General features: G+C 35.3%; 20 protein-coding genes and 1 pseudogene. 2 read left to right on the plus strand and 19 right to left on the minus strand.

All coding sequences use genetic code 11. The annotated features are described in order from the left end of the window. From NHF50_RS04125 to recR, 4 genes are all read right to left on the minus strand, one after another. Entirely contained in the window at nucleotides 1-981 is a 981-nt protein-coding gene (locus tag NHF50_RS04125; RefSeq protein ID WP_252775161.1) for an SDR family oxidoreductase, read from the minus strand. Next, nucleotides 957-3434 carry a polysaccharide biosynthesis tyrosine autokinase gene (locus NHF50_RS04130; RefSeq protein WP_252775162.1) on the minus strand — a complete coding sequence of 826 codons (2478 nt, stop codon included), beginning with the start codon at nucleotides 3432-3434 and terminating at the stop codon, nucleotides 957-959. Before NHF50_RS04130 ends, NHF50_RS04125 begins: the two co-directional genes overlap by 25 nt. A 7-nt stretch (nucleotides 3435-3441) precedes the next feature. Continuing rightward, nucleotides 3442-4242, minus strand: a complete 801-nt coding sequence (locus tag NHF50_RS04135) for a polysaccharide biosynthesis/export family protein (protein ID WP_109568477.1) — start codon at nucleotides 4240-4242, stop codon at nucleotides 3442-3444. An 80-nt stretch (nucleotides 4243-4322) separates the two neighbouring features. Next, nucleotides 4323-4943: a recombination mediator RecR gene (recR, locus tag NHF50_RS04140; RefSeq protein WP_252775163.1), complete on the minus strand. Its 621-nt coding sequence runs from the start codon at nucleotides 4941-4943 to the stop codon at nucleotides 4323-4325. Nucleotides 4944-5017: 74 nt separating this feature from the next. On the opposite strand from recR, the gene NHF50_RS04145 reads away from it, so the two are divergent. Continuing rightward, a complete protein-coding gene (locus NHF50_RS04145; RefSeq protein ID WP_109568479.1) occupies nucleotides 5018-6460 on the plus strand; it encodes a sodium:solute symporter in 1443 nt (480 codons plus the stop codon). On the opposite strand, the gene NHF50_RS04150 is transcribed toward NHF50_RS04145, so the two are convergent. Further along, nucleotides 6437-6793, minus strand: coding sequence for a CoA-binding protein (locus NHF50_RS04150; RefSeq protein ID WP_109568480.1), 357 nt, complete (start codon nucleotides 6791-6793; stop codon nucleotides 6437-6439). The genes NHF50_RS04145 and NHF50_RS04150 overlap by 24 nt on opposite strands. Before the next feature lie 109 nt (nucleotides 6794-6902). On the opposite strand from NHF50_RS04150, the gene NHF50_RS04155 reads away from it, so the two are divergent. Then, a complete protein-coding gene (locus tag NHF50_RS04155; RefSeq protein ID WP_109568481.1) occupies nucleotides 6903-7526 on the plus strand; it encodes a MarC family NAAT transporter in 624 nt (207 codons plus the stop codon). A 136-nt stretch (nucleotides 7527-7662) separates the two neighbouring features. Here the strand turns inward: NHF50_RS04155 and NHF50_RS04160 are convergent. The 14 genes and pseudogenes from NHF50_RS04160 to rpsM form a co-directional block, all read right to left on the minus strand. Then, a pseudogene (locus NHF50_RS04160) lies at nucleotides 7663-7782 on the minus strand (sulfate adenylyltransferase small subunit); the annotation flags it as partial. A gap of 12 nt (nucleotides 7783-7794) precedes the next feature. Next, the gene (locus NHF50_RS04165; protein WP_252775164.1) at nucleotides 7795-8523 is read right to left on the minus strand and encodes a phosphoadenylyl-sulfate reductase; all 729 of its coding nucleotides are present in this window, start codon (nucleotides 8521-8523) and stop codon (nucleotides 7795-7797) included. After that, nucleotides 8511-8747: a DUF2061 domain-containing protein gene (locus NHF50_RS04170; protein WP_109568483.1), complete on the minus strand. Its 237-nt coding sequence runs from the start codon at nucleotides 8745-8747 to the stop codon at nucleotides 8511-8513. Before NHF50_RS04170 ends, NHF50_RS04165 begins: the two co-directional genes overlap by 13 nt. 71 nt (nucleotides 8748-8818) lie before the next feature. Beyond that, nucleotides 8819-9232: an Rrf2 family transcriptional regulator gene (locus tag NHF50_RS04175; protein WP_109568484.1), complete on the minus strand. Its 414-nt coding sequence runs from the start codon at nucleotides 9230-9232 to the stop codon at nucleotides 8819-8821. Nucleotide 9233: 1 nt separating this feature from the next. Then, nucleotides 9234-10175 carry a citrulline utilization hydrolase CtlX gene (gene ctlX, locus NHF50_RS04180; RefSeq protein ID WP_252775165.1) on the minus strand — a complete coding sequence of 314 codons (942 nt, stop codon included), beginning with the start codon at nucleotides 10173-10175 and terminating at the stop codon, nucleotides 9234-9236. Between the two features lie 45 nt (nucleotides 10176-10220). Then, a complete protein-coding gene (locus tag NHF50_RS04185; RefSeq protein WP_252775166.1) occupies nucleotides 10221-11135 on the minus strand; it encodes a dimethylarginine dimethylaminohydrolase family protein in 915 nt (304 codons plus the stop codon). 100 nt (nucleotides 11136-11235) lie between these two features. Beyond that, nucleotides 11236-12519 (minus strand): citrate synthase, encoded by a 1284-nt coding sequence (locus NHF50_RS04190; protein ID WP_109568487.1) that lies wholly within the window; start codon nucleotides 12517-12519, stop codon nucleotides 11236-11238. Nucleotides 12520-12687: 168 nt separating this feature from the next. Beyond that, on the minus strand, nucleotides 12688-13980 hold the full coding sequence (gene eno / locus NHF50_RS04195; RefSeq protein ID WP_252775167.1) for a phosphopyruvate hydratase: 1293 nt from the start codon (nucleotides 13978-13980) through the stop codon (nucleotides 12688-12690). A 101-nt stretch (nucleotides 13981-14081) separates the two neighbouring features. After that, nucleotides 14082-15191 (minus strand): glutamine-hydrolyzing carbamoyl-phosphate synthase small subunit, encoded by a 1110-nt coding sequence (gene carA, locus NHF50_RS04200; protein WP_109568489.1) that lies wholly within the window; start codon nucleotides 15189-15191, stop codon nucleotides 14082-14084. Between the two features lie 117 nt (nucleotides 15192-15308). Further along, nucleotides 15309-15797, minus strand: a complete 489-nt coding sequence (gene rplQ, locus NHF50_RS04205) for a 50S ribosomal protein L17 (protein WP_109568490.1) — start codon at nucleotides 15795-15797, stop codon at nucleotides 15309-15311. A 62-nt stretch (nucleotides 15798-15859) separates the two neighbouring features. Continuing rightward, on the minus strand, nucleotides 15860-16852 hold the full coding sequence (locus NHF50_RS04210; protein WP_109568491.1) for a DNA-directed RNA polymerase subunit alpha: 993 nt from the start codon (nucleotides 16850-16852) through the stop codon (nucleotides 15860-15862). A 20-nt stretch (nucleotides 16853-16872) separates the two neighbouring features. Next, a complete protein-coding gene (rpsD, locus tag NHF50_RS04215) occupies nucleotides 16873-17478 on the minus strand; it encodes a 30S ribosomal protein S4 (RefSeq protein ID WP_109568492.1) in 606 nt (201 codons plus the stop codon). A gap of 92 nt (nucleotides 17479-17570) precedes the next feature. Next, nucleotides 17571-17954: a 30S ribosomal protein S11 gene (gene rpsK, locus NHF50_RS04220; RefSeq protein ID WP_072781218.1), complete on the minus strand. Its 384-nt coding sequence runs from the start codon at nucleotides 17952-17954 to the stop codon at nucleotides 17571-17573. A 12-nt stretch (nucleotides 17955-17966) separates the two neighbouring features. After that, nucleotides 17967-18341, minus strand: a complete 375-nt coding sequence (gene rpsM, locus NHF50_RS04225; RefSeq protein WP_109568493.1) for a 30S ribosomal protein S13 — start codon at nucleotides 18339-18341, stop codon at nucleotides 17967-17969.

Below are 18341 nucleotides of genomic sequence, written 5' to 3' on the forward strand. Positions count from 1 at the left end.
TTATTTTTTTAGATTTTCCCAATACCATGTAACTGCTTCTTTCAGTCCTGATTTCATGGAAAATCGGGGGTTATAATTCAGATATTTTTTTGCTTTATCAATACTAGCTAAAGAATGCGGAATATCTCCTAATCTATTAGGTCCGTAACTAATTTCAACTTTTCCTATTTCGGGATCAAATGTAATCAATTCATCCTTTAGCATCGTAACCAAATCATTAAGAGTAGTTCGTTCTCCAAAGGCTGTATTATATACTGTATTCAAAGCTTCTTCATTTTGTGTCAACATTGCCAGTTCGTTCATCTGAATGACATTGTCTATATATGTAAAATCCCTTGAAAAAGTACCGTCTCCGTTAATTACAGGGGATTCATGCTGCATTAATTGCATCACAAATTTCGGGATAACCGCAGCATAGGCACCATTCGGATCTTGTCGTCGTCCAAAAACATTAAAATAGCGCAAGCCAATTACTTCCATTCCATAGGCTTTGGCAAAGACATCTGCATACAACTCGTTCACGTATTTAGTAACCGCATAAGGAGATAGTGGTTTCCCTATTTTATCTTCTGTTTTAGGCAAAGATTCCGAATCCCCATACGTAGATGAACTCGCAGCATACACAAATCTTTTGACCTTAGCATCTCGGGATGCCACTAACATGTTAAGGAAACCGGAGATATTAACCTCATTTGTAGTAATAGGATCCTTAATTGAACGCGGAACGCTTCCCAGAGCTGCCTGATGTAAAACATAAGAAACTCCTTGTACGGCATCATGACAGGTTTGTAAGTCACGAATATCACCTTCTATCAATTCAAAATCCGGATTAGAAAAAAAGTTATGCAAATTTTCTCTCTTTCCTGTACTGAAATTATCCAGACAAACGACTTTATAGTCTTTAGCCAGAAAATATTCGCAAAGATTTGAACCGATAAAACCGGCTCCACCTGTTATTAGAATTTTATTTTTTTCAACCATTTGTTTAACCACTTCTTCCAACCAGATGTTGATGTATCCCTTTCCATATAAGCTTCTCCATAGGCTCCATAGCCGTAACCATAACCGTAACCATAACCGTATCCATAACCGTATCCATATTTTGCTTTATTCTGGAAACCGTTAAATAAAATGCTAATATTCTGTAGCTCGCCTCTTTTGTGCTTTTCGTTAACCACTCCTAACATTCCTTTTTTCGTGTATCCCTGACGTGTCACATAAAGTGTTGCATCACAATAATGCGCTAATTCTAGGGCATCAGATACAAGTCCGACCGGAGGCGTATCCAGAATAACGTAATCGTATTTCTCTTTCAACTCTTCGATCATATCTCTCATACTATCTCCCATTAGTAACTCAGCCGGATTAGGAGGAATAGGTCCAGATGTGATCAGATCTAAATGCGGAATATGTGTACTTTGTGTAACCTCATCTAATGTCTTTTGTCCGATCAGATAATTAACCACACCGGTAACATTATCGATATTAAAGTCTCCAAATATCTTAGGCTTTCTTAGATCTAATCCGACAATTACCGTTTTCTTTTCACTTAAGGCAAAAACCGTTGCCAGATTGATCGAACAGAATGTTTTTCCTTCTCCACTAACGGATGACGTAAGCATTAATATCTTTGTTCTTTCTCCTTTTTGTTTTTTATACAAGAACTGAAGAGACGAACGAATAGCTCTGAAAGACTCTGCAAGCGGTGACTTTGGTTTTTCAAAAACGGATAGATTGTTTTCTGTATTTTTCTTCCCAATAATTCCGATAACCGGAATTTTTGTCATTTTTTGAATATCTTCTACCGAATTTATATTATTGTCTAACAATGTAATTAATAGCACTATTACAAAAGGAATTATAAATCCCAGAAAGGCTGCCAGAATATAATTAACACTAGTTTTCGGCCCTTTTAATCCACCTCCGACATCTTTAGCCGTATCAATAAATTCTACGTCAGAACTATTAGCTGCCCGAATGATTTCCGCTTCACTTCTTTTCTGAAGAAATGTGTTATAAATATTGTCTTTAAGATTATATTTACGGGTTATTTTGATGTGTTCCTGTTTCAGCTCGGGTAACTGACTGATCTCTCCTTCAGCATTGGCAATATTTCTGTTAATGAGTTGCAGATCGAGTTGCAACGCTCCTTTAGCACTTGAAATATTTTCCAGCAATACTTTTTTAAGTGCTTCCATTTCCACGTCAAACTCTGTAAAGATATCATCACTTTTAACCGCATAACCTAATTCTTCTCTTTCTGCAGAAAGCTGTATCAGTTTGGAAACGTTAACCAAAATATTAGGATCGTCTATACCGGCAACAGAAGGCGCCGGCAATCTTGAAAAATCTGTACTTTTTTCCAAGTAAGATTTCAAATGATTCAGGTATTCCATTTTACGTTGAATCAAATCTTTTTGGCTATCAAATTCCGTCAATCGTTCTGTTAGCTTTTCTCCTCCTGACTCTAACTCAAAAACGTTCTTCCCTTTTCTGAAGTCTTTCAGTTCATTTTCAGCATCTTTTATTTGTGCTTCCATGACAACTAATGTGCTGTCAATAAAATTGATCGTATTAGTTGCGAATTTATTTTTACTCTCCAACTGGTTCTTACGCAACACATTGATAGTTTCATTCAGGTATTCAACCAAACGATATTTGTTTGCGCCCTGCAATTGCAAAGACACAACAGACTGAGCTTTTGTATCGGCATTCACATCAATACTTTTGTATCGCCCCACTGTAGCATTAAAATCGTCAAAACGCAGAAAGTATTCTTTTCCTACATATTGATCGGCCTCCGGCAAGATGTAAAGTCGTAAGTGTAAGAATGGTAAATTGACATTTTCACCTACTTTAAATTTTTTAGAGAATTCAACTTCTCCAATTGAAAATCTACTTCTGGAATTATCAACATAATGAATCAGGGATCTGGAACGATTTTCCATAAAATCAACTGATAGTTGAAATTCTGTTGGTGATAAAAATTTGATCTTTATCGGAGCACCTGTCAATTGTCCTTTATTTTTATCAATAGTAACTTTAAAAGGTGCTGTTCCGTAGACATCTTCAAAATAATATTTCCCTTTTTTCAGGTACTGGATATAATATTGAAGTTTATCTACAACAAGCTCATTATGAGATCTTGATTTTAACGTTGTAATGATGGTTTGTACTTTCTCCGATACGCCTCCCCAGTTAAAAACCAAACTGGTATTTGAGGTAAAAAATGAATTATTCTCGTCCTTAATTACAATCAGGGATTCCAATCCGTAAACTTTAGGCTTTCGGATATTTACATTATAAGCCACCAGAAACGTAATGATCAAGCTCAGCAAGAACCATTTCCAATAACTCAAAAGTCTAATCAAAAAACCTTTAAAGTCAAAGCTGTTTTGCGTCTCAAAAAAAGAAAAATCTTTGGTATCTAACATCTTTTTTCTACAGGTTTCTGGTTAATAAAATTGTGGTAGTTACCAGTGAAAGTGCCGTTATAATGGTACTGACAGTTTGCATACCGGTTGTTCCGGTACCCCATGATTTTTGTTTCAAAGGTTTGATATAGATATAATCATTAGGCTGTAGATAAAAAACCGGAGATTCTACTGCTTTAGAACTGGTCAGATCAATATAGTACGTTTGAAACCCATAAGGATATTTTCTGATCACTTGAACATTCTTACGGTCACCGGTCATTGTAATATCACCTGAATTAGCAATTGCTTCCATTATATTTGCCTTATCCTGATAAAGCACATTCGTTCCCGGAGAACCGATCTCTCCATTAACCGTATAACGTAACCCGGCCAGTTTCACATTCACAAAAAGTCTTGACTGGGTTCGGAAGTATTCGTTCAAAAGTCTCTTTTCGATTGTAGTTCTGATTTCCTCCAAAGTATACCCCATTACATTAACTTCTCCTAAAACCGGAACCCTTATATTTCCGTGATCGTCTACTACAAAGCCATTGAAATATAAATTCTGAGGCGAATTTTGCTGTTGGGCATTTCCGGTATTTGTCGACGGATTAAACATCTCAACCAATTTCTGATCAAGTGCTTTTATATTGATACTTAAGATATCATTTGTTTGCACCCTGTAAGGTTTTGTCTGGGTCGATTTTACCTCAATAGATTCGTTTGATTTTCCTTCGTCCTGCAAATACACCAACTGCTTATTTGATATACAAGAAGTAAAGAAAGTCAAAACCAACACCAATTGTAAAAAACGTTTACACTTCATCATCTTATTTTTGTGGAAACAAATATAGTTTTTACTATTAAATTTTCTAAAAATAAATCACTTTTTTATTGAAAAAAGCACTATAACTGATTTAAAGATTGCTCATAAGGAATCCTATGTTGTAAGCTTCTTCCTAAAGTAACTTCATCTGCATACTCTAACTCATCTCCTACTGCTATTCCTCGTGCAATAGTCGATGTTTTTACATTATAATCTTTTATTTGTTTATAGATGTAAAAAATAGTCGTATCACCTTCCATCGTGGAACTTAGCGCAAAGATAACTTCTTTCACATCATTACTCTTTACTTTTTCAACCAATGACACAATATTCAACTGACTTGGCCCTATTCCCTCAATAGGATTGATCTTACCTCCCAAAACATGATAAATCCCTTTATATGTACCGGTATTTTCAATAGCCATAACATCACGCACATCCTCCACAACACAAACCAACGATTTGTCTCGACTAGGATTTTCGCAAATTTGACAAATCTCTTTATCTGAAATATTATGACAACCGGAACAATACTTTATCTCTCCTCTTACTTTGAGTAATGCATTCGCCAGATCTTCTGATTGTTCTACCGGTTGGCGCAACAGGTGCAACACCAAACGTAAAGCAGTACGCTTTCCTATTCCGGGTAATTGTGAAATCTCATTTACCGCATTTTCTAATAATTTTGAAGGCAATTCCATGGTTACAAAAATACAAAAGTCTGCCGGAATTAAATCTCTTAAAAACTTCTATCTTTGCTCAAAGATCAAAAATTATGCAACCTGTATCTATACTTTTTTTAATATTAGCCTATTTTGCTGTTTTAATCCTCATTTCTTTTCTTACGACCCGAAACGACAATGAAAGTAACAGTACTTTTTTCAAAGCTAACAAACAGTCTCCTTGGTATCTGGTTGCATTCGGTATGATCGGAGCATCGCTTTCCGGAGTCACTTTTATTTCTGTACCGGGTAAAGTTGAGGCTTCTCAATTCACCTATTTTCAGATAGTCTTAGGGTATATTTTAGGATACCTTACCATAGGAATTGTTCTGCTTCCTTTGTATTATAAACTGAACCTTACCACTATATATACTTATCTGAAAGACCGCTTCGGAAATCAAACTTACAAAACAGGTTCGTGGTTCTTCATTATTTCAAGAACTGTAGGCGCTAACCTCCGCTTACTCCTTGTTGCAGATGTTTTGCAGACGTTAGTCTTCGAACCGCTAAAAATCCCATACTGGATAACTGTTACAACCACTATTATTCTGATCTGGCTTTACACTTTTAAATCCGGAATCAAAACCATTATATTCACAGATACCCTGCAAACTTTTTTCATGTTACTTTCTGTCGGAATATGTATCTATGTTGTTTCTGCCGACCTAGGGCTGAACATCTCAAATTTTGCAGATTTTATTGCTCAGAGTGACTTTTCTAAAACTTTCTTTTTTGAGAATCCGAAACTTCCGAATTATTTCTGGAAACAATTCTTATCCGGAGCTTTTATCGCAATCGTTATGACAGGACTCGATCAGGACATGATGCAAAAGAACCTGACTTGCCGCAGCTTGAAGGATGCTCAAAAAAATATGTTTTGGTTCACGATCGTATTGACCGTGGTTAATTTTTTCTTTTTAGTATTAGGTTTGCTCTTTACAGAATATGCCTTAAAATACAATATTGATGCTCACGGAGATAAGCTATTCCCTATCTTAGCAAATCATTACTTAGGTGTTACTGTTGCTTTCAGCTTTTTATTAGGACTTATTGCCGCTGCATTTTCCAGTGCCGACAGCTCGTTAACCTCGTTAACCACGACATTCTGTATCGATATTTTGGATATTGAAAATAAATATTCTGAAACCCAACAAATAAAACTCCGAAAAAGGATTCATCTTGTATTTGTTTTTATTTCGATCTTTATCATTCTTTTCTTTAAATATGCTTTTCACGATTCCAGTCTGATTGATAAGGTATTTAAGTTTGCCGGATTTACATACGGTCCTCTTCTAGGGTTGTTCAGCTTCGGTTTATTTACCAAATGGAAAATTAAAGATCATAACACCCCTATTATTGCTCTTTCAGCAGTGTTCATCTCTTTATTTCTGGACAGCACCAGTCAATACTTACTGCCTTTTAATTTTGGTTTTGAGATCTTAATTATAAATGGTTTATTAACCTTTTTAGGTTTAATATTGGTTCGTCGCCAGTAATACTAACGTACAAGCTATCTCTGAATCAATACCGTTTTGTTCCAAAAGTTGTACAAATTCCGGGTTTTCGGTTCCGGGATTGAATATAACCCGTCTAGGCTTAAGTGAAACCACATAATCATAATACTCTTTTTGTATCGTAGGATTTACATAAAGAGTAACTGTATCTACACTTTTAAAAGGTATTTTTTCCGTTTCAATTTCAACATCCAGAGCCATTCCCGGTTTTACTCCGATCGCGACCACTTGATGGCTTTTATCTATTAAACTGTTTATAGCGCGGTAGGCATATCGCTCTTTATTTGTCGTTGCTCCGATTACTAAAGTTTTCATGTAGATTATTTTCTATAAAATTAGTAAAATTAAATATTAATCATAACTTTGAAATAACATTATTTTAATTTCCCAACTCAATAACCCACATTATTTTTGCCAAAAAAACATGGAACAATTCATTTACATTTTTGCTGCTTTATTCTCAGTTTTAAATCCTTTAGGTGCTATCCCTATTTTCGTAGGATTAACCCAGGATGATTCAAAACAAGAACGTTCCCGAATTTCACTTTGGGCAGCTATTAATGTAGCCATTATTTTACTAATCTCCTATTTTGCAGGGGAATATGTTTTAAAGTTTTTCGGCATTAGTATTGACTCACTTCGTATTGCCGGCGGTATTTTAATTGTGACTTCGGGTTTTTCCTTACTGAACGGTAACTTCAGTAAAAAGAGAGGGGTCAATAAAAAAGTAGCAAACGATGCTAAAAACAGAAATGATATAGCTCTAAGTCCATTAGCTATTCCGATGCTCGCCGGACCTGGCTCTATTTCTTTACTCATTGCACTATACCAGGAACACGACACTATTGCTTCTAAACTTATCTGTTGTGCTGCTGTTCTACTGGTAGCATTGGTTATCTTCTTAATTCTAAGAAGTGCCAACTATCTATCGCGTATTTTAGGAGCCTCGGGTATTGTTGCTATTTCCAGAATTATCGGTTTTATTGTCATCGCAATAGGTATTGAATATATCATTAGCGCAATTATCAATATTTACAAAAGTATATAACGCAAAAAGCCTGAAATGCAATTTTTAAAACTGCTTTTTTCAGGCTTTTCATTTCAAACCTAAATATTATTTTTCTACAAAACCAACCGCAACAGTATTGTTTGTTTGCAGATTGATCAGGATAAAAGGTTTTTTACGCTAAACAGGCAACTGTGATAGAATCTTTACCTACCGAAAACAACAAAGCAAGCTTTTGAAACTGAGCTCTCAAAATATAAATACTCTCGTTCTCTAAATCTTTTAAATGTTTACTTATTCTTCAACTTCATTAATTATTCTGATCGGTGTGTATGTGTAATCCACATTCTTTTTTACCATTTTCCCACCACCAACGTCCGGCTCTGAAATCTTCTCCGGGTTCGATAGCTCTTGTACACGGAGCACAACCGATGCTCAAATAGCCTTTTTTATACAAACTGTTAATCGGAATATTGTATTGATCTACTTCTGCTTCCACTTCTTCTAATGTAAAAAGAAGTAACGGATTGAACTTGATCAATTGATGATCAGCATCCCATTCTAAAAATTGCATAGTCTCTCTATTTGCTGATTGTTCTGCCCGAAGTCCTGTGATCCACACGGAAGCACCGAGTAAAGCTTTATTTAAAGGTTTTACTTTTCTGATAAAGCAGCATTGCTTTCGTTCTTCTATACTGTTATAAAAGCCATTGACTCCTGATTTGCTGTAGTATTCCTGAATATCTGTTTCTTCCGGATAATAGGTTTTAATATTCAGCTTCGGATATTTACTTTGTGTTTTCTGAAACACTTCATAGGTCTCATTAAACTGACGTCCGGTGTCTAACGTGAAAAGTTCGACACTATCATAATGTGGCTCAAGGTAATGTGTTATAACCTGATCTTCTATCCCGAACGAGGTTGAAAAGACCACTTTTCCCTCAACATGTTGTAAAACCCATGCAATACTTTCCTTTAATGACAATTGGTCTATTTGTTCATTCCAATTTTTTAATGTTTCCTGTCTTATTTTGTCCATTTTGCCCAGACCTTTTCGTGAATAAAATATAATATCATTTTTGTGAATACTTCAAAGCTCCCTATAGAGAAGGCTATTTTTACATTACCTGTCATAATAAAAGAAATAATCATAGTATCTATAGTCCCGAGCAACCGCCAGGTTACAGCTTTACAAGCCGAAATCTTTGTGTCCCGACTTACAATCTCTCCTGTTTTTTTGGTTCTCAATAAATCTAAAAACATAAGCTTTATTTTTTCAGACTTCAAATATACGATTAGTCTATAGAATTAATAGATTATTTGTTTAAATTTTTTTAAAAGCTTGCCAGATCATGTAAAGATTGTTTTTCTAAAATAGACAAAGCGTTATCTCTCACCTGGATCATCAATTTATTCAACGCACATGTTTCTTCACTCGGACAGTCGTCACATTTCTCATAAAAATTAATACTAACACAAGGCAGAAGCGCAATCGGACCGTCTAAAACTCTGATGATACTTGCTATTTTGATCTCTTTCGGATCTTTCATTAAATAATAGCCGCCTCCTTTACCCATTTTTGAACCTAAGATACCGGATTTCTTCAAATCCAACAGAATAGTCTCTAAAAACTTTTTGGAAATATGTTCTTTTTCGGCTATTTCAGAAATCAAAACGGGTGCTGATTTATCTTGCTTAGCAATATAAATCAGCGCTTTTAACCCATATTTTGTTTTTCTTGATAACATATTAATTTTCTGTTTCCGGTAAAAAAACTTCTGCCATCATGCAACGTGCACTTCCACCGCCACAAGCTTCAATAGTATCTAAACTTGCATAGATAATTTTACAATGTTTCTCAATCTTTGCTATTTGCTCTTGCGTCAATGATTGATAGGCTGCATTACTCATTACCAGAAAACGTTCCTCATTTTGCCCTTTTACCTGCAACATATTTCCGGCAAAATTGTTAACTTGATCTTCAGTGATAAAGATAACTTCTTTCCCGGATTTTTTCAAGACTTCCAAAACCATTTTACGCTCTGCTTTGTCATCAATACAATCAGCACAGATAACTGCAAATGTTTCTGCAACACACATCATCACATTGGTATGATAAATATGTTTTCGCTCACCATCAACTGTTTGATAAGCTTCAAAGATCACAGGAGTATATTCAAAATCTTCACAAAACTCGATAAACAATTCTTCATCAGCTCTAGGTGATAATGCGCAATAAGCGATTTCATTTTCCCGGTCTAAAATAATACTTCCGGTTCCTTCTAAAAAAACATTATCTTCTTCAGCAGCTGTATAATCCATAATGTCATTGATCACAAAACCTTTTTCTTCAAGGATATCTAAGATATCTTCTCTACGTTCCAGTCTTCTGTTTTCAGCAAACATCGGATACAGAGCCACGTCACCGTTCTCATGAAAAGAAATCCAGTTATTCGGAAAAATACTATCCGGTGTATCCGGCTCTTTCGTATCATCTACAACAACTACATTTACCCCAACTGTTCTCAATTTTTCAACATAAACATCAAATTCTTCCTGCGCTTTTACATTTACAGTGGCAGGCAATAAGTTATCCAACACTTTCTGGTAATAATTATTCACTGCCGTTTGTTCATTCATACGGAATGCTACCGGACGAATCATCAATATTGTATTTGTTGTTTGATTCATTTTATTTGTTATTTGTGTTAATTGTTCTTTCTACCGAACATTGGTTTAATCTCTAATCAACGGTAACGTAGAACAACGCAATAGTCCTTCTTGTTTAGAAATTTCAGCATAAGGTATCTCTTCAACTGTAAAGCCGTTAGCTCTAAGCCAATTGTTTAATCTTGTAAAATTTCTTTCTGAAACCACAACATCGGGTGCTATTGAAAAAATATTCGAATTCATGTGATACATTTCTTCTCTTTCAATATGAAATAAATTTTCTTTTCCGAAAATATCGACCAGATACAGATAATCTGCTTCTTCGCGGAAACCACTTTTATAAATAATTCCTTTATCTATACCAACCGGTTGAAAACAACAATCCAAATGCAATGCATTATCGCGTGGTTCAATCCTTGACTTCACCAGATCAAATTCTTTCACTATTTTATTGGGAAACATTTCTTTGATAAAATCTACACCATACATATTGGTTCTGGCTGTGATATAGTCTTTGTAATCACTTCCTTTATAAGTCCCTATAAAAATATGCTCATTCCAAGGCATTACATCTCCCCCCTCAATATGTACTTTTTCAGGCGGCCTTACTACTTTGGTCGGATCCATTTGATCTATCACATATTGAATCGCATCTAACTCTCGTTCTCTATCGGGTAATATATTTGCTTTTATAAACACATCATCGATCACGAACCCGATATCACGAGCAAAGATCTGATTGTAGTTCTCTATAATCTGAGGACGAAAAACCTCTACATCATATTTTTCAAAAACCTGATTAAAAGCTTCTATCTCTTTAACCATATCTTCTTCCAGCGGATAAGTTCCCGCCAGAATATGTTCTAAAGATTTAGGATCGTAAGCTTCTGACTTGGTAGGTGTTGGTCCGTTACTCTGAGCTGTACCTAAAATGACAGCCCTCAAACGGGAAGTTTCATTTTTAATATTCAGTTTTAGCATAGTTTGTTTGGTTTGCGCAAAGATAGAAAAAAGAGCTTTGCTCTAAAAAACTAACTTTAAATAAAAAATCCCGATTACTCGGGATTTTTTATTTATTATTTTATCTGTCTTTCACCTCTTTAAAAGCTCTAAGCGGTGAACCGGTGTATACTTGACGAGGTCGTCCTATCGGCTCTTTGTTCAGACGCATTTCTTTCCATTGAGCAATCCAACCCGGTAAACGTCCGATTGCAAACAATACTGTAAACATTTCTACAGGAATACCCATTGCACGGTAAATAATTCCTGAATAGAAATCTACATTAGGATACAGATTTCTTGCTTTGAAATATTCGTCTTCTAAAGCAACTTTCTCCAATTGTTTTGCAATGTCTAATAACGGATCTTCAACTCCTAATGTACCTAATACATCATCAGCAGCTTTTTTGATGATCTTAGCTCTCGGGTCAAAGTTTTTATAAACACGGTGACCGAATCCCATTAAACGGAACGGATCATTTTTATCTTTAGCTTTCAATACGAATTTGGCAACATCTCCTCCATTATCGTGAATTTGTTGTAACATTTCCAATACTGCCTGATTAGCTCCTCCGTGAAGCGGACCCCACAATGCAGAAACTCCGGCAGAAATTGAAGCAAATAAACCTGCATGAGATGACCCTACGATACGAACTGTTGATGTTGAACAGTTTTGTTCGTGATCAGCGTGCAAAATAAACAACTTATCTAATGCCGCAACTACTTTAGGATCTACTTTGTAAGGACCTGTCGGTAATTCAAACATCAAACGCATGAAATTTTCTACATACCCTTTTGTATTATCGTAATAATTTAAAGGATATCCCATTCTCTTTCTGAAAGTCCAAGTTGCAATTACTAAGAATTTACCAATTGTTTTACAAACAGCTTCGTATAATTCTTTTTCATTTTCAACATTTACAGACTTAGGATTGAATGCTGTTAAAGCACTTGTCAATGAAGACAAAACTCCCATTGGGTGGGCTGTTCTTGGAAAACCATCAATGATGCTCTTCATTTCTTCACTAACCATTGTATATTTTCTGATGTCATTTTCAAACTTCTCAAGCTGTGAAGCTGTTGGCAATTCACCAAAAATCAATAGATATGACACCTCTAGGAACGTAGCTTTTTCTGCTAAATCTTCGATCGTGTATCCTCTGTAACGCAAAACACCTTCTTCTCCGTTTAGGAAAGTGATTTCACTTTTACAAGAACCTGTATTTTTATAGCCAGGATCGATAGTTATAGCACCGGTTGCAGCACGCAACTTCTCTATATCGATAGCAGCTTCATTTTCAGTCCCTACAATTACAGGAAACTCATATTTATTGCCATCGATCTCTAATATTGCAGTTTTTGACATCGTGTATATAGTTTTTTTAATGTAAAATTTTAAGAATCATGCGAATTTAGCGAATTATATTCGAATTTTAAAAAATTTCAAAATATTTTATGTTTATTTATTATATACAAAAAATCCCGATAAAGTTTTGTTAACAGAATCGGGATTTTGATAAAAATTTGATATTTATTACTTCACTTTAAAAGCATTTTCTTGCGGAAAATAAGCTACTTCCCCTAACTCTTCTTCAATGCGTAATAACTGGTTATACTTCGCCATACGATCTGAACGTGAGGCAGATCCGGTTTTGATCTGACCACAATTTAGCGCTACTGCTAAATCTGCAATCGTATTGTCTTCTGTTTCCCCTGAACGGTGACTCATTACGGAAGTATATCCTGCATTGTGTGCCATATTCACAGCTGCAATAGTTTCTGTCAATGTACCTATCTGGTTTACTTTGATCAAAATTGAATTAGCAATACCTTCTGAAATACCTCTTGACAAACGTTCTACATTCGTAACAAATAAATCATCACCTACTAACTGCACTTTATCACCGATTTTTTCTGTCAATAATTTCCATCCTTCCCAATCGTCTTCGTACATACCGTCTTCGATAGAAACAATCGGGTATTTAGCTGCTAATTCCGCCAAATATTCTGCTTGCTCAGCTGAAGTTCTTACTTTACCTGTTTCGCCTTCAAATTTAGCATAATCGTATTTTCCGTCTACATAAAATTCAGAAGAAGCACAGTCTAAAGCAACTTTCACGTCGTCACCGAATGTATAACCTGCTTTTTCTACTGCTAATTTAATTGAGTCTAAAGCATCTTCAGTTCCTCCTGCCAGATTAGGAGCAAAACCTCCTTCATCTCCTACTGCTGTAGAAAGATTTCTGTCGTGTAATACTTTTTTAAGGTTATGGAAGATCTCTGTTCCCATTTGCATAGCATGTGTAAAGTTTTTAGCCTTAACCGGCATAATCATAAACTCTTGAAATGCAATTGGCGCATCAGAATGCGAACCTCCATTAATAATATTCATCATCGGCACCGGCAAAGTGTTTGCAGAAACACCCCCAACGTAACGATACAATGGCAATCCAAGTTCATTAGCCGCAGCTTTAGCTACTGCTAAAGAAACACCTAAGATCGCATTTGCACCCAGATTAGATTTATTTGCAGTTCCGTCAAGTTCTATCATGGCTTTGTCAATAGCATTTTGCTCAAAAACAGACATCCCTATTACTTCAGCAGCAATTTTAGTATTTACATTCTCTACAGCTTTCAACACGCCTTTTCCCATATAATCTTTTCCTCCATCACGCAATTCAACTGCTTCATGTTCACCGGTTGAAGCTCCGCTTGGCACAGCGGCTCTCCCTAAAACTCCATTCTCTGTTACTACATCCACTTCAACTGTAGGATTTCCTCTGGAATCCAAAATTTGTCTCGCATGTACTTTTATAATAATGCTCATTTTTTTGTAATTTTTGGTTAATTATTTTGTGTATTAAACAAAAATATAACTATTAAAATTAATAATACACATTTCTAAAAAAACTTATAAACGATAACGATTTAGTTCTTCGAAGCCTTGATATTCTCAACAAACTGATCGAAAAGATAGGAAGAATCGTGTGGTCCGGGACTTGCTTCCGGGTGATATTGTACTGAAAAACAGTTCTTAGATTTCATACGCATACCGGCAACCGTACCATCATTAAGATGCACATGAGTCAATTCAAAATCTGTATTCTTTTCCAAATCCTCTTTCGATACCGCAAAACCATGGTTTTGAGAGGTGATCTCGCCTTTTCCCGTAATCAAATTTTTGACCGGATGGTTGATTCCTCTATGTCCGTTGAACATTTTATAGGTAGAAATTCCATTTGCCAAAGCAATTACCTGATGTCCCAGACAAATACCAAAAAGAGGCTTATTTTCGTTCAAAATATCGCGAGCTACCTGTTGTGCTGACTCTAACGGCTCGGGATCACCGGGACCATTCGACAAGAAATAACCATCAGGATTAAATGATTTCAGGTCAGCATAACTTGCATCATAAGGAAAAACTTTAATATAGCAGTCTCTTGCTGCCAGATTTCGCAAAATATTGGTCTTGATCCCCAAATCTAACGCTGAAACTTTATATGTTGCGTTTTCGTTACCGAAAAAATACGGTTCTTTTGCTGAAACTACTGAAGCTAATTCTAATCCGTTCATATCCGGCACTTCAGCTAAAAGTTTCTTCAATTCATCAATTGACGTATCATCTGTACAAATTACAGCGTTCATTGCACCATTATCACGAATATAGCTTACTAAAGCTCTGGTATCCACATCTGAAATAGCGATCAGATTTTGTTTTTGGAAGTAATCCAACAAACTTTCCGTTGCTCTTTCTCTTGAGTAGTTAAAACTAAAATTTTTACATACCAAACCGGCAATTTTCACACCATTGGATTCCACTTCCAGGTCATTTACACCATAATTTCCGATGTGCGCATTAGTAGTCACCATGATTTGACCATAATAAGACGGATCTGTAAAGATCTCCTGATAGCCTGTCGTTCCGGTATTAAATGCTACTTCTCCGAAAGTTTTACCTTCGATTCCGATTGATTTACCATAAAAAATAGTACCGTCCTTTAATAGCAATACAGCTTTTTTGCGATTTGTGTATTTCATTCTTATTGTGTTGTTTTTTGCAAAGTTAAATCTATTCGACCTATTTTAAAATTAAAACATAAAAAAAAGGATAAACTAAAATAGCTTATCCTTTTTTTATTAATCATTTCTTCATGATTATTCAGTTGCTTCAGTATTTTCAGAAGTTTCAGTTGCCGGTGCTTCAGCTGCAGGAGCTGCATCGGTCTTTTTAGTTCTACTACGACGAGTAGTCTTTTTAACTTCTTTTTTACCACCGTTATAGATTGTGTTAAAATCTACAAGTTCGATCATCGCCATATCTGCATTATCCCCTAAACGGTTTCCTAATTTTATGATACGAGTATATCCTCCCGGACGATCACCAACTTTAGCAGCTACTTCTCTGAATAATTCAGTAACTGCATATTTGCTTCTTAAATAAGAGAAAACAATACGTCTGTTATGTGTAGTATCTTCTTTTGACTTAGTTACTAGCGGCTCTATAAATTGTTTTAAAGCTTTAGCTTTAGCAACTGTTGTGTTAATTCTTTTGTGTTCAATTAACGAACATGCCATATTAGCCAACATAGCTTTTCTATGCCCTGCTTTTCTACCTAAGTGATTTACTTTTTTTCCGTGTCTCATGACGTTCTTATTTAGCCTTCATCTTGCTACGATCCTCTCTGGAGAGCAAAATATGAAGTAATTTATTCTTTATCTAATTTATATTTGCTTAAATCCATTCCGAAGTTCAAACCTTTAGAAGCTACTAATTCGTCTAGCTCAGTTAAAGATTTTTTACCAAAATTACGGAATTTCATTAAGTCGTTTTTATTGAAAGAAACCAAGTCTCCTAATGTATCTACTTCAGCCGCTTTCAAACAATTTAATGCTCTTACAGACAAATCCATATCTACCAATTTAGTCTTTAACAACTGACGCATGTGTAAAGATTCTTCGTCGTATGATTCCGTTTGAGCAATTTCATCAGCCTCTAATGTAATTCTCTCATCAGAAAACAACATAAAGTGGTGAATCAACGTTTTAGCTGCTTCAGTTAAAGCGTCTTTTGGATGAATTGATCCGTCGGTAACGATTTCAAAAACTAATTTTTCGTAGTCAGTTTTTTGCTCTACACGGTAGTTTTCAATTGAATATTTTACATTTTTTACCGGTGTATAGATAGAATCTGTAAAAATAGTTCCAATAGGCGCGTTTGCTTTTTTGTTTTCTTCAGCAGGAACATAACCTCTACCTTTTTCGATAGTAAGTTCCATGTTGATAGTTGTTTTACTATCTAAAGTACAAATTACTAAATCCGGATTTAACACTTGGAAACCAGAGATGAATTTTTGAAAATCTCCTGCTGTAATTTGTTCTTTACCAGAAAGTGAAATTGAAACAGATTCATTATCAACGTCCTCAATTTGTCTTTTGAAACGTGCTTGCTTTAAGTTAAGGATAATTTCTGTAACATCTTCAACTACACCAGAAATTGTTGAGAATTCATGCTCAACTCCTTCAATTCTAACAGATGTAATTGCGTAACCTTCTAATGAAGAAAGTAAAACTCTTCTTAATGCATTACCAACAGTCAATCCGTATCCCGGTTCTAAAGGTCTGAATTCAAACTTACCTTCAAAATCGGTTGAATCGATCATGATAACTTTATCGGGCTTTTGAAAATTAAATAATGCCATATCTCGACTAAAGTCAATTATTATTTGTTATACAACTCAACGATTAGTTGTTCTTTGATATTTTCTGGAATTTGTAATCTTTGCGGAACGGCAACAAAAGTACCTTCTTTAGTGTCGTTGTTCCAAGTGATCCACTCGTAAACGTGAGCAGAATTAGATAAAGAACGCTCAATTGCCTCAAGAGATTTTGATTTTTCGCGTATAGCTACTTTATCACCAGGTTTTAATTGATAAGAAGGAATATTAACAACCTCTCCATTTACAGTAATATGACGGTGAGATACAATTTGACGAGCTGCTCTTCTTGAAGGAGCAACACCCATACGGAATACAACGTTATCTAAACGTGATTCACATAATTGTAATAAGATTTCACCTGTTACTCCAGAAGCAGCAGATGCTTTTTCATATAAATTTCTGAATTGTTTTTCTAAAATACCATAAGTATATTTAGCTTTTTGTTTTTCCATTAACTGGATAGCATATTCAGATTTTTTACCTCTTTTACGAGCCAAACCATGTTGTCCCGGAGGGTAATTTCTTTTTTCGAAGGCTTTATCATCTCCGAAGATAGCTTCGCCAAACTTACGAGCGATTTTTGTTTTAGGACCAGTATATCTTGCCATTTTAAAAAATAAATTAAGGTAGGGATTATGAATTCAGGTCTAATTTTATCCTTCGATAATCGTAAACCTACCTTGGTTATACTAAAAAATAATTAAACTCTTCTTCTTTTCGGAGGACGACATCCGTTATGAGGAATTGGAGTAACATCGATGATTTCAGTTACTTCTATACCACCATTGTGGATAGAACGAATAGCTGATTCTCTACCGTTACCTGGACCTTTAACGTAAACTTTTACTTTTTTCAATCCAGCCTCTAGTGCTACTTTTGCGCAATCTTCTGCTGCCATTTGAGCTGCATACGGAGTGTTCTTTTTAGAACCTCTGAAGCCCATTTTACCAGCCGAAGACCAAGAGATCACTTCACCTTTTTTGTTAGTTAATGAAATGATTATGTTGTTAAAAGTAGCATTAATATGTGCTTCTCCAGAAGATTCAACTATAACTTTACGTTTTTTTGCTGTTGTCTTAGCCATATTACTTACTTATTATTTAGTTGCTTTTTTCTTGTTAGCAACAGTTTTTCTCTTACCTTTTCTAGTTCTAGAATTATTCTTAGTTCTTTGACCTCTTAACGGAAGTCCAGCTCTGTGACGAATACCTCTTTGACATCCGATATCCATTAAACGTTTGATGTTTAATTGAATCTCAGAACGCAATTCACCTTCAATCTTGTAGTATGAAACAGCTTCACGGATGGCACTGATTTCATCATCATTCCAATCTTGAACTTTTTTATCTTCGCTCACTTGAGCTTTTGCTAAGATATCTTTAGCTCTGCTTTTACCAACACCAAAAATGTATGTTAAAGCAATAATTCCTCTTTTTTGTTTAGGTACATCTACCCCTGCAATTCTTGCCAT

The organism is Flavobacterium sp. NRK F10 (assembly GCF_024054235.1).
GTDB classification, from domain to species: Bacteria; Bacteroidota; Bacteroidia; order Flavobacteriales; family Flavobacteriaceae; genus Flavobacterium; species Flavobacterium sediminis.

What these genes read in the sequence shown, in the direction of transcription:
- NHF50_RS04145 (WP_109568479.1), top strand. Translation starts at nt 5,018, where the DNA reads ATGCAACCTGTATCTATACTTTTTTTAATATTAGCCTATTTTGCTGTT.
- ctlX (WP_252775165.1), bottom strand. Translation starts at nt 10,175, where the DNA reads ATGAATCAAACAACAAATACAATATTGATGATTCGTCCGGTAGCATTC.
- NHF50_RS04175 (WP_109568484.1), bottom strand. Translation starts at nt 9,232, where the DNA reads ATGTTATCAAGAAAAACAAAATATGGGTTAAAAGCGCTGATTTATATT.
- NHF50_RS04190 (WP_109568487.1), bottom strand. Translation starts at nt 12,519, where the DNA reads ATGTCAAAAACTGCAATATTAGAGATCGATGGCAATAAATATGAGTTT.
- eno (WP_252775167.1), bottom strand. Translation starts at nt 13,980, where the DNA reads ATGAGCATTATTATAAAAGTACATGCGAGACAAATTTTGGATTCCAGA.
- rpsK (WP_072781218.1), bottom strand. Translation starts at nt 17,954, where the DNA reads ATGGCTAAGACAACAGCAAAAAAACGTAAAGTTATAGTTGAATCTTCT.
- recR (WP_252775163.1), bottom strand. Translation starts at nt 4,943, where the DNA reads ATGGAATTGCCTTCAAAATTATTAGAAAATGCGGTAAATGAGATTTCA.
- rpsD (WP_109568492.1), bottom strand. Translation starts at nt 17,478, where the DNA reads ATGGCAAGATATACTGGTCCTAAAACAAAAATCGCTCGTAAGTTTGGC.
- NHF50_RS04125 (WP_252775161.1), bottom strand. Translation starts at nt 981, where the DNA reads ATGGTTGAAAAAAATAAAATTCTAATAACAGGTGGAGCCGGTTTTATC.
- NHF50_RS04150 (WP_109568480.1), bottom strand. Translation starts at nt 6,793, where the DNA reads ATGAAAACTTTAGTAATCGGAGCAACGACAAATAAAGAGCGATATGCC.
- NHF50_RS04210 (WP_109568491.1), bottom strand. Translation starts at nt 16,852, where the DNA reads ATGGCATTATTTAATTTTCAAAAGCCCGATAAAGTTATCATGATCGAT.
- NHF50_RS04165 (WP_252775164.1), bottom strand. Translation starts at nt 8,523, where the DNA reads ATGGACAAAATAAGACAGGAAACATTAAAAAATTGGAATGAACAAATA.
- NHF50_RS04170 (WP_109568483.1), bottom strand. Translation starts at nt 8,747, where the DNA reads ATGTTTTTAGATTTATTGAGAACCAAAAAAACAGGAGAGATTGTAAGT.
- rplQ (WP_109568490.1), bottom strand. Translation starts at nt 15,797, where the DNA reads ATGAGACACGGAAAAAAAGTAAATCACTTAGGTAGAAAAGCAGGGCAT.
- NHF50_RS04135 (WP_109568477.1), bottom strand. Translation starts at nt 4,242, where the DNA reads ATGAAGTGTAAACGTTTTTTACAATTGGTGTTGGTTTTGACTTTCTTT.
- carA (WP_109568489.1), bottom strand. Translation starts at nt 15,191, where the DNA reads ATGAAATACACAAATCGCAAAAAAGCTGTATTGCTATTAAAGGACGGT.
- NHF50_RS04155 (WP_109568481.1), top strand. Translation starts at nt 6,903, where the DNA reads ATGGAACAATTCATTTACATTTTTGCTGCTTTATTCTCAGTTTTAAAT.
- rpsM (WP_109568493.1), bottom strand. Translation starts at nt 18,341, where the DNA reads ATGGCAAGAATTGCAGGGGTAGATGTACCTAAACAAAAAAGAGGAATT.
- NHF50_RS04130 (WP_252775162.1), bottom strand. Translation starts at nt 3,434, where the DNA reads ATGTTAGATACCAAAGATTTTTCTTTTTTTGAGACGCAAAACAGCTTT.
- NHF50_RS04185 (WP_252775166.1), bottom strand. Translation starts at nt 11,135, where the DNA reads ATGCTAAAACTGAATATTAAAAATGAAACTTCCCGTTTGAGGGCTGTC.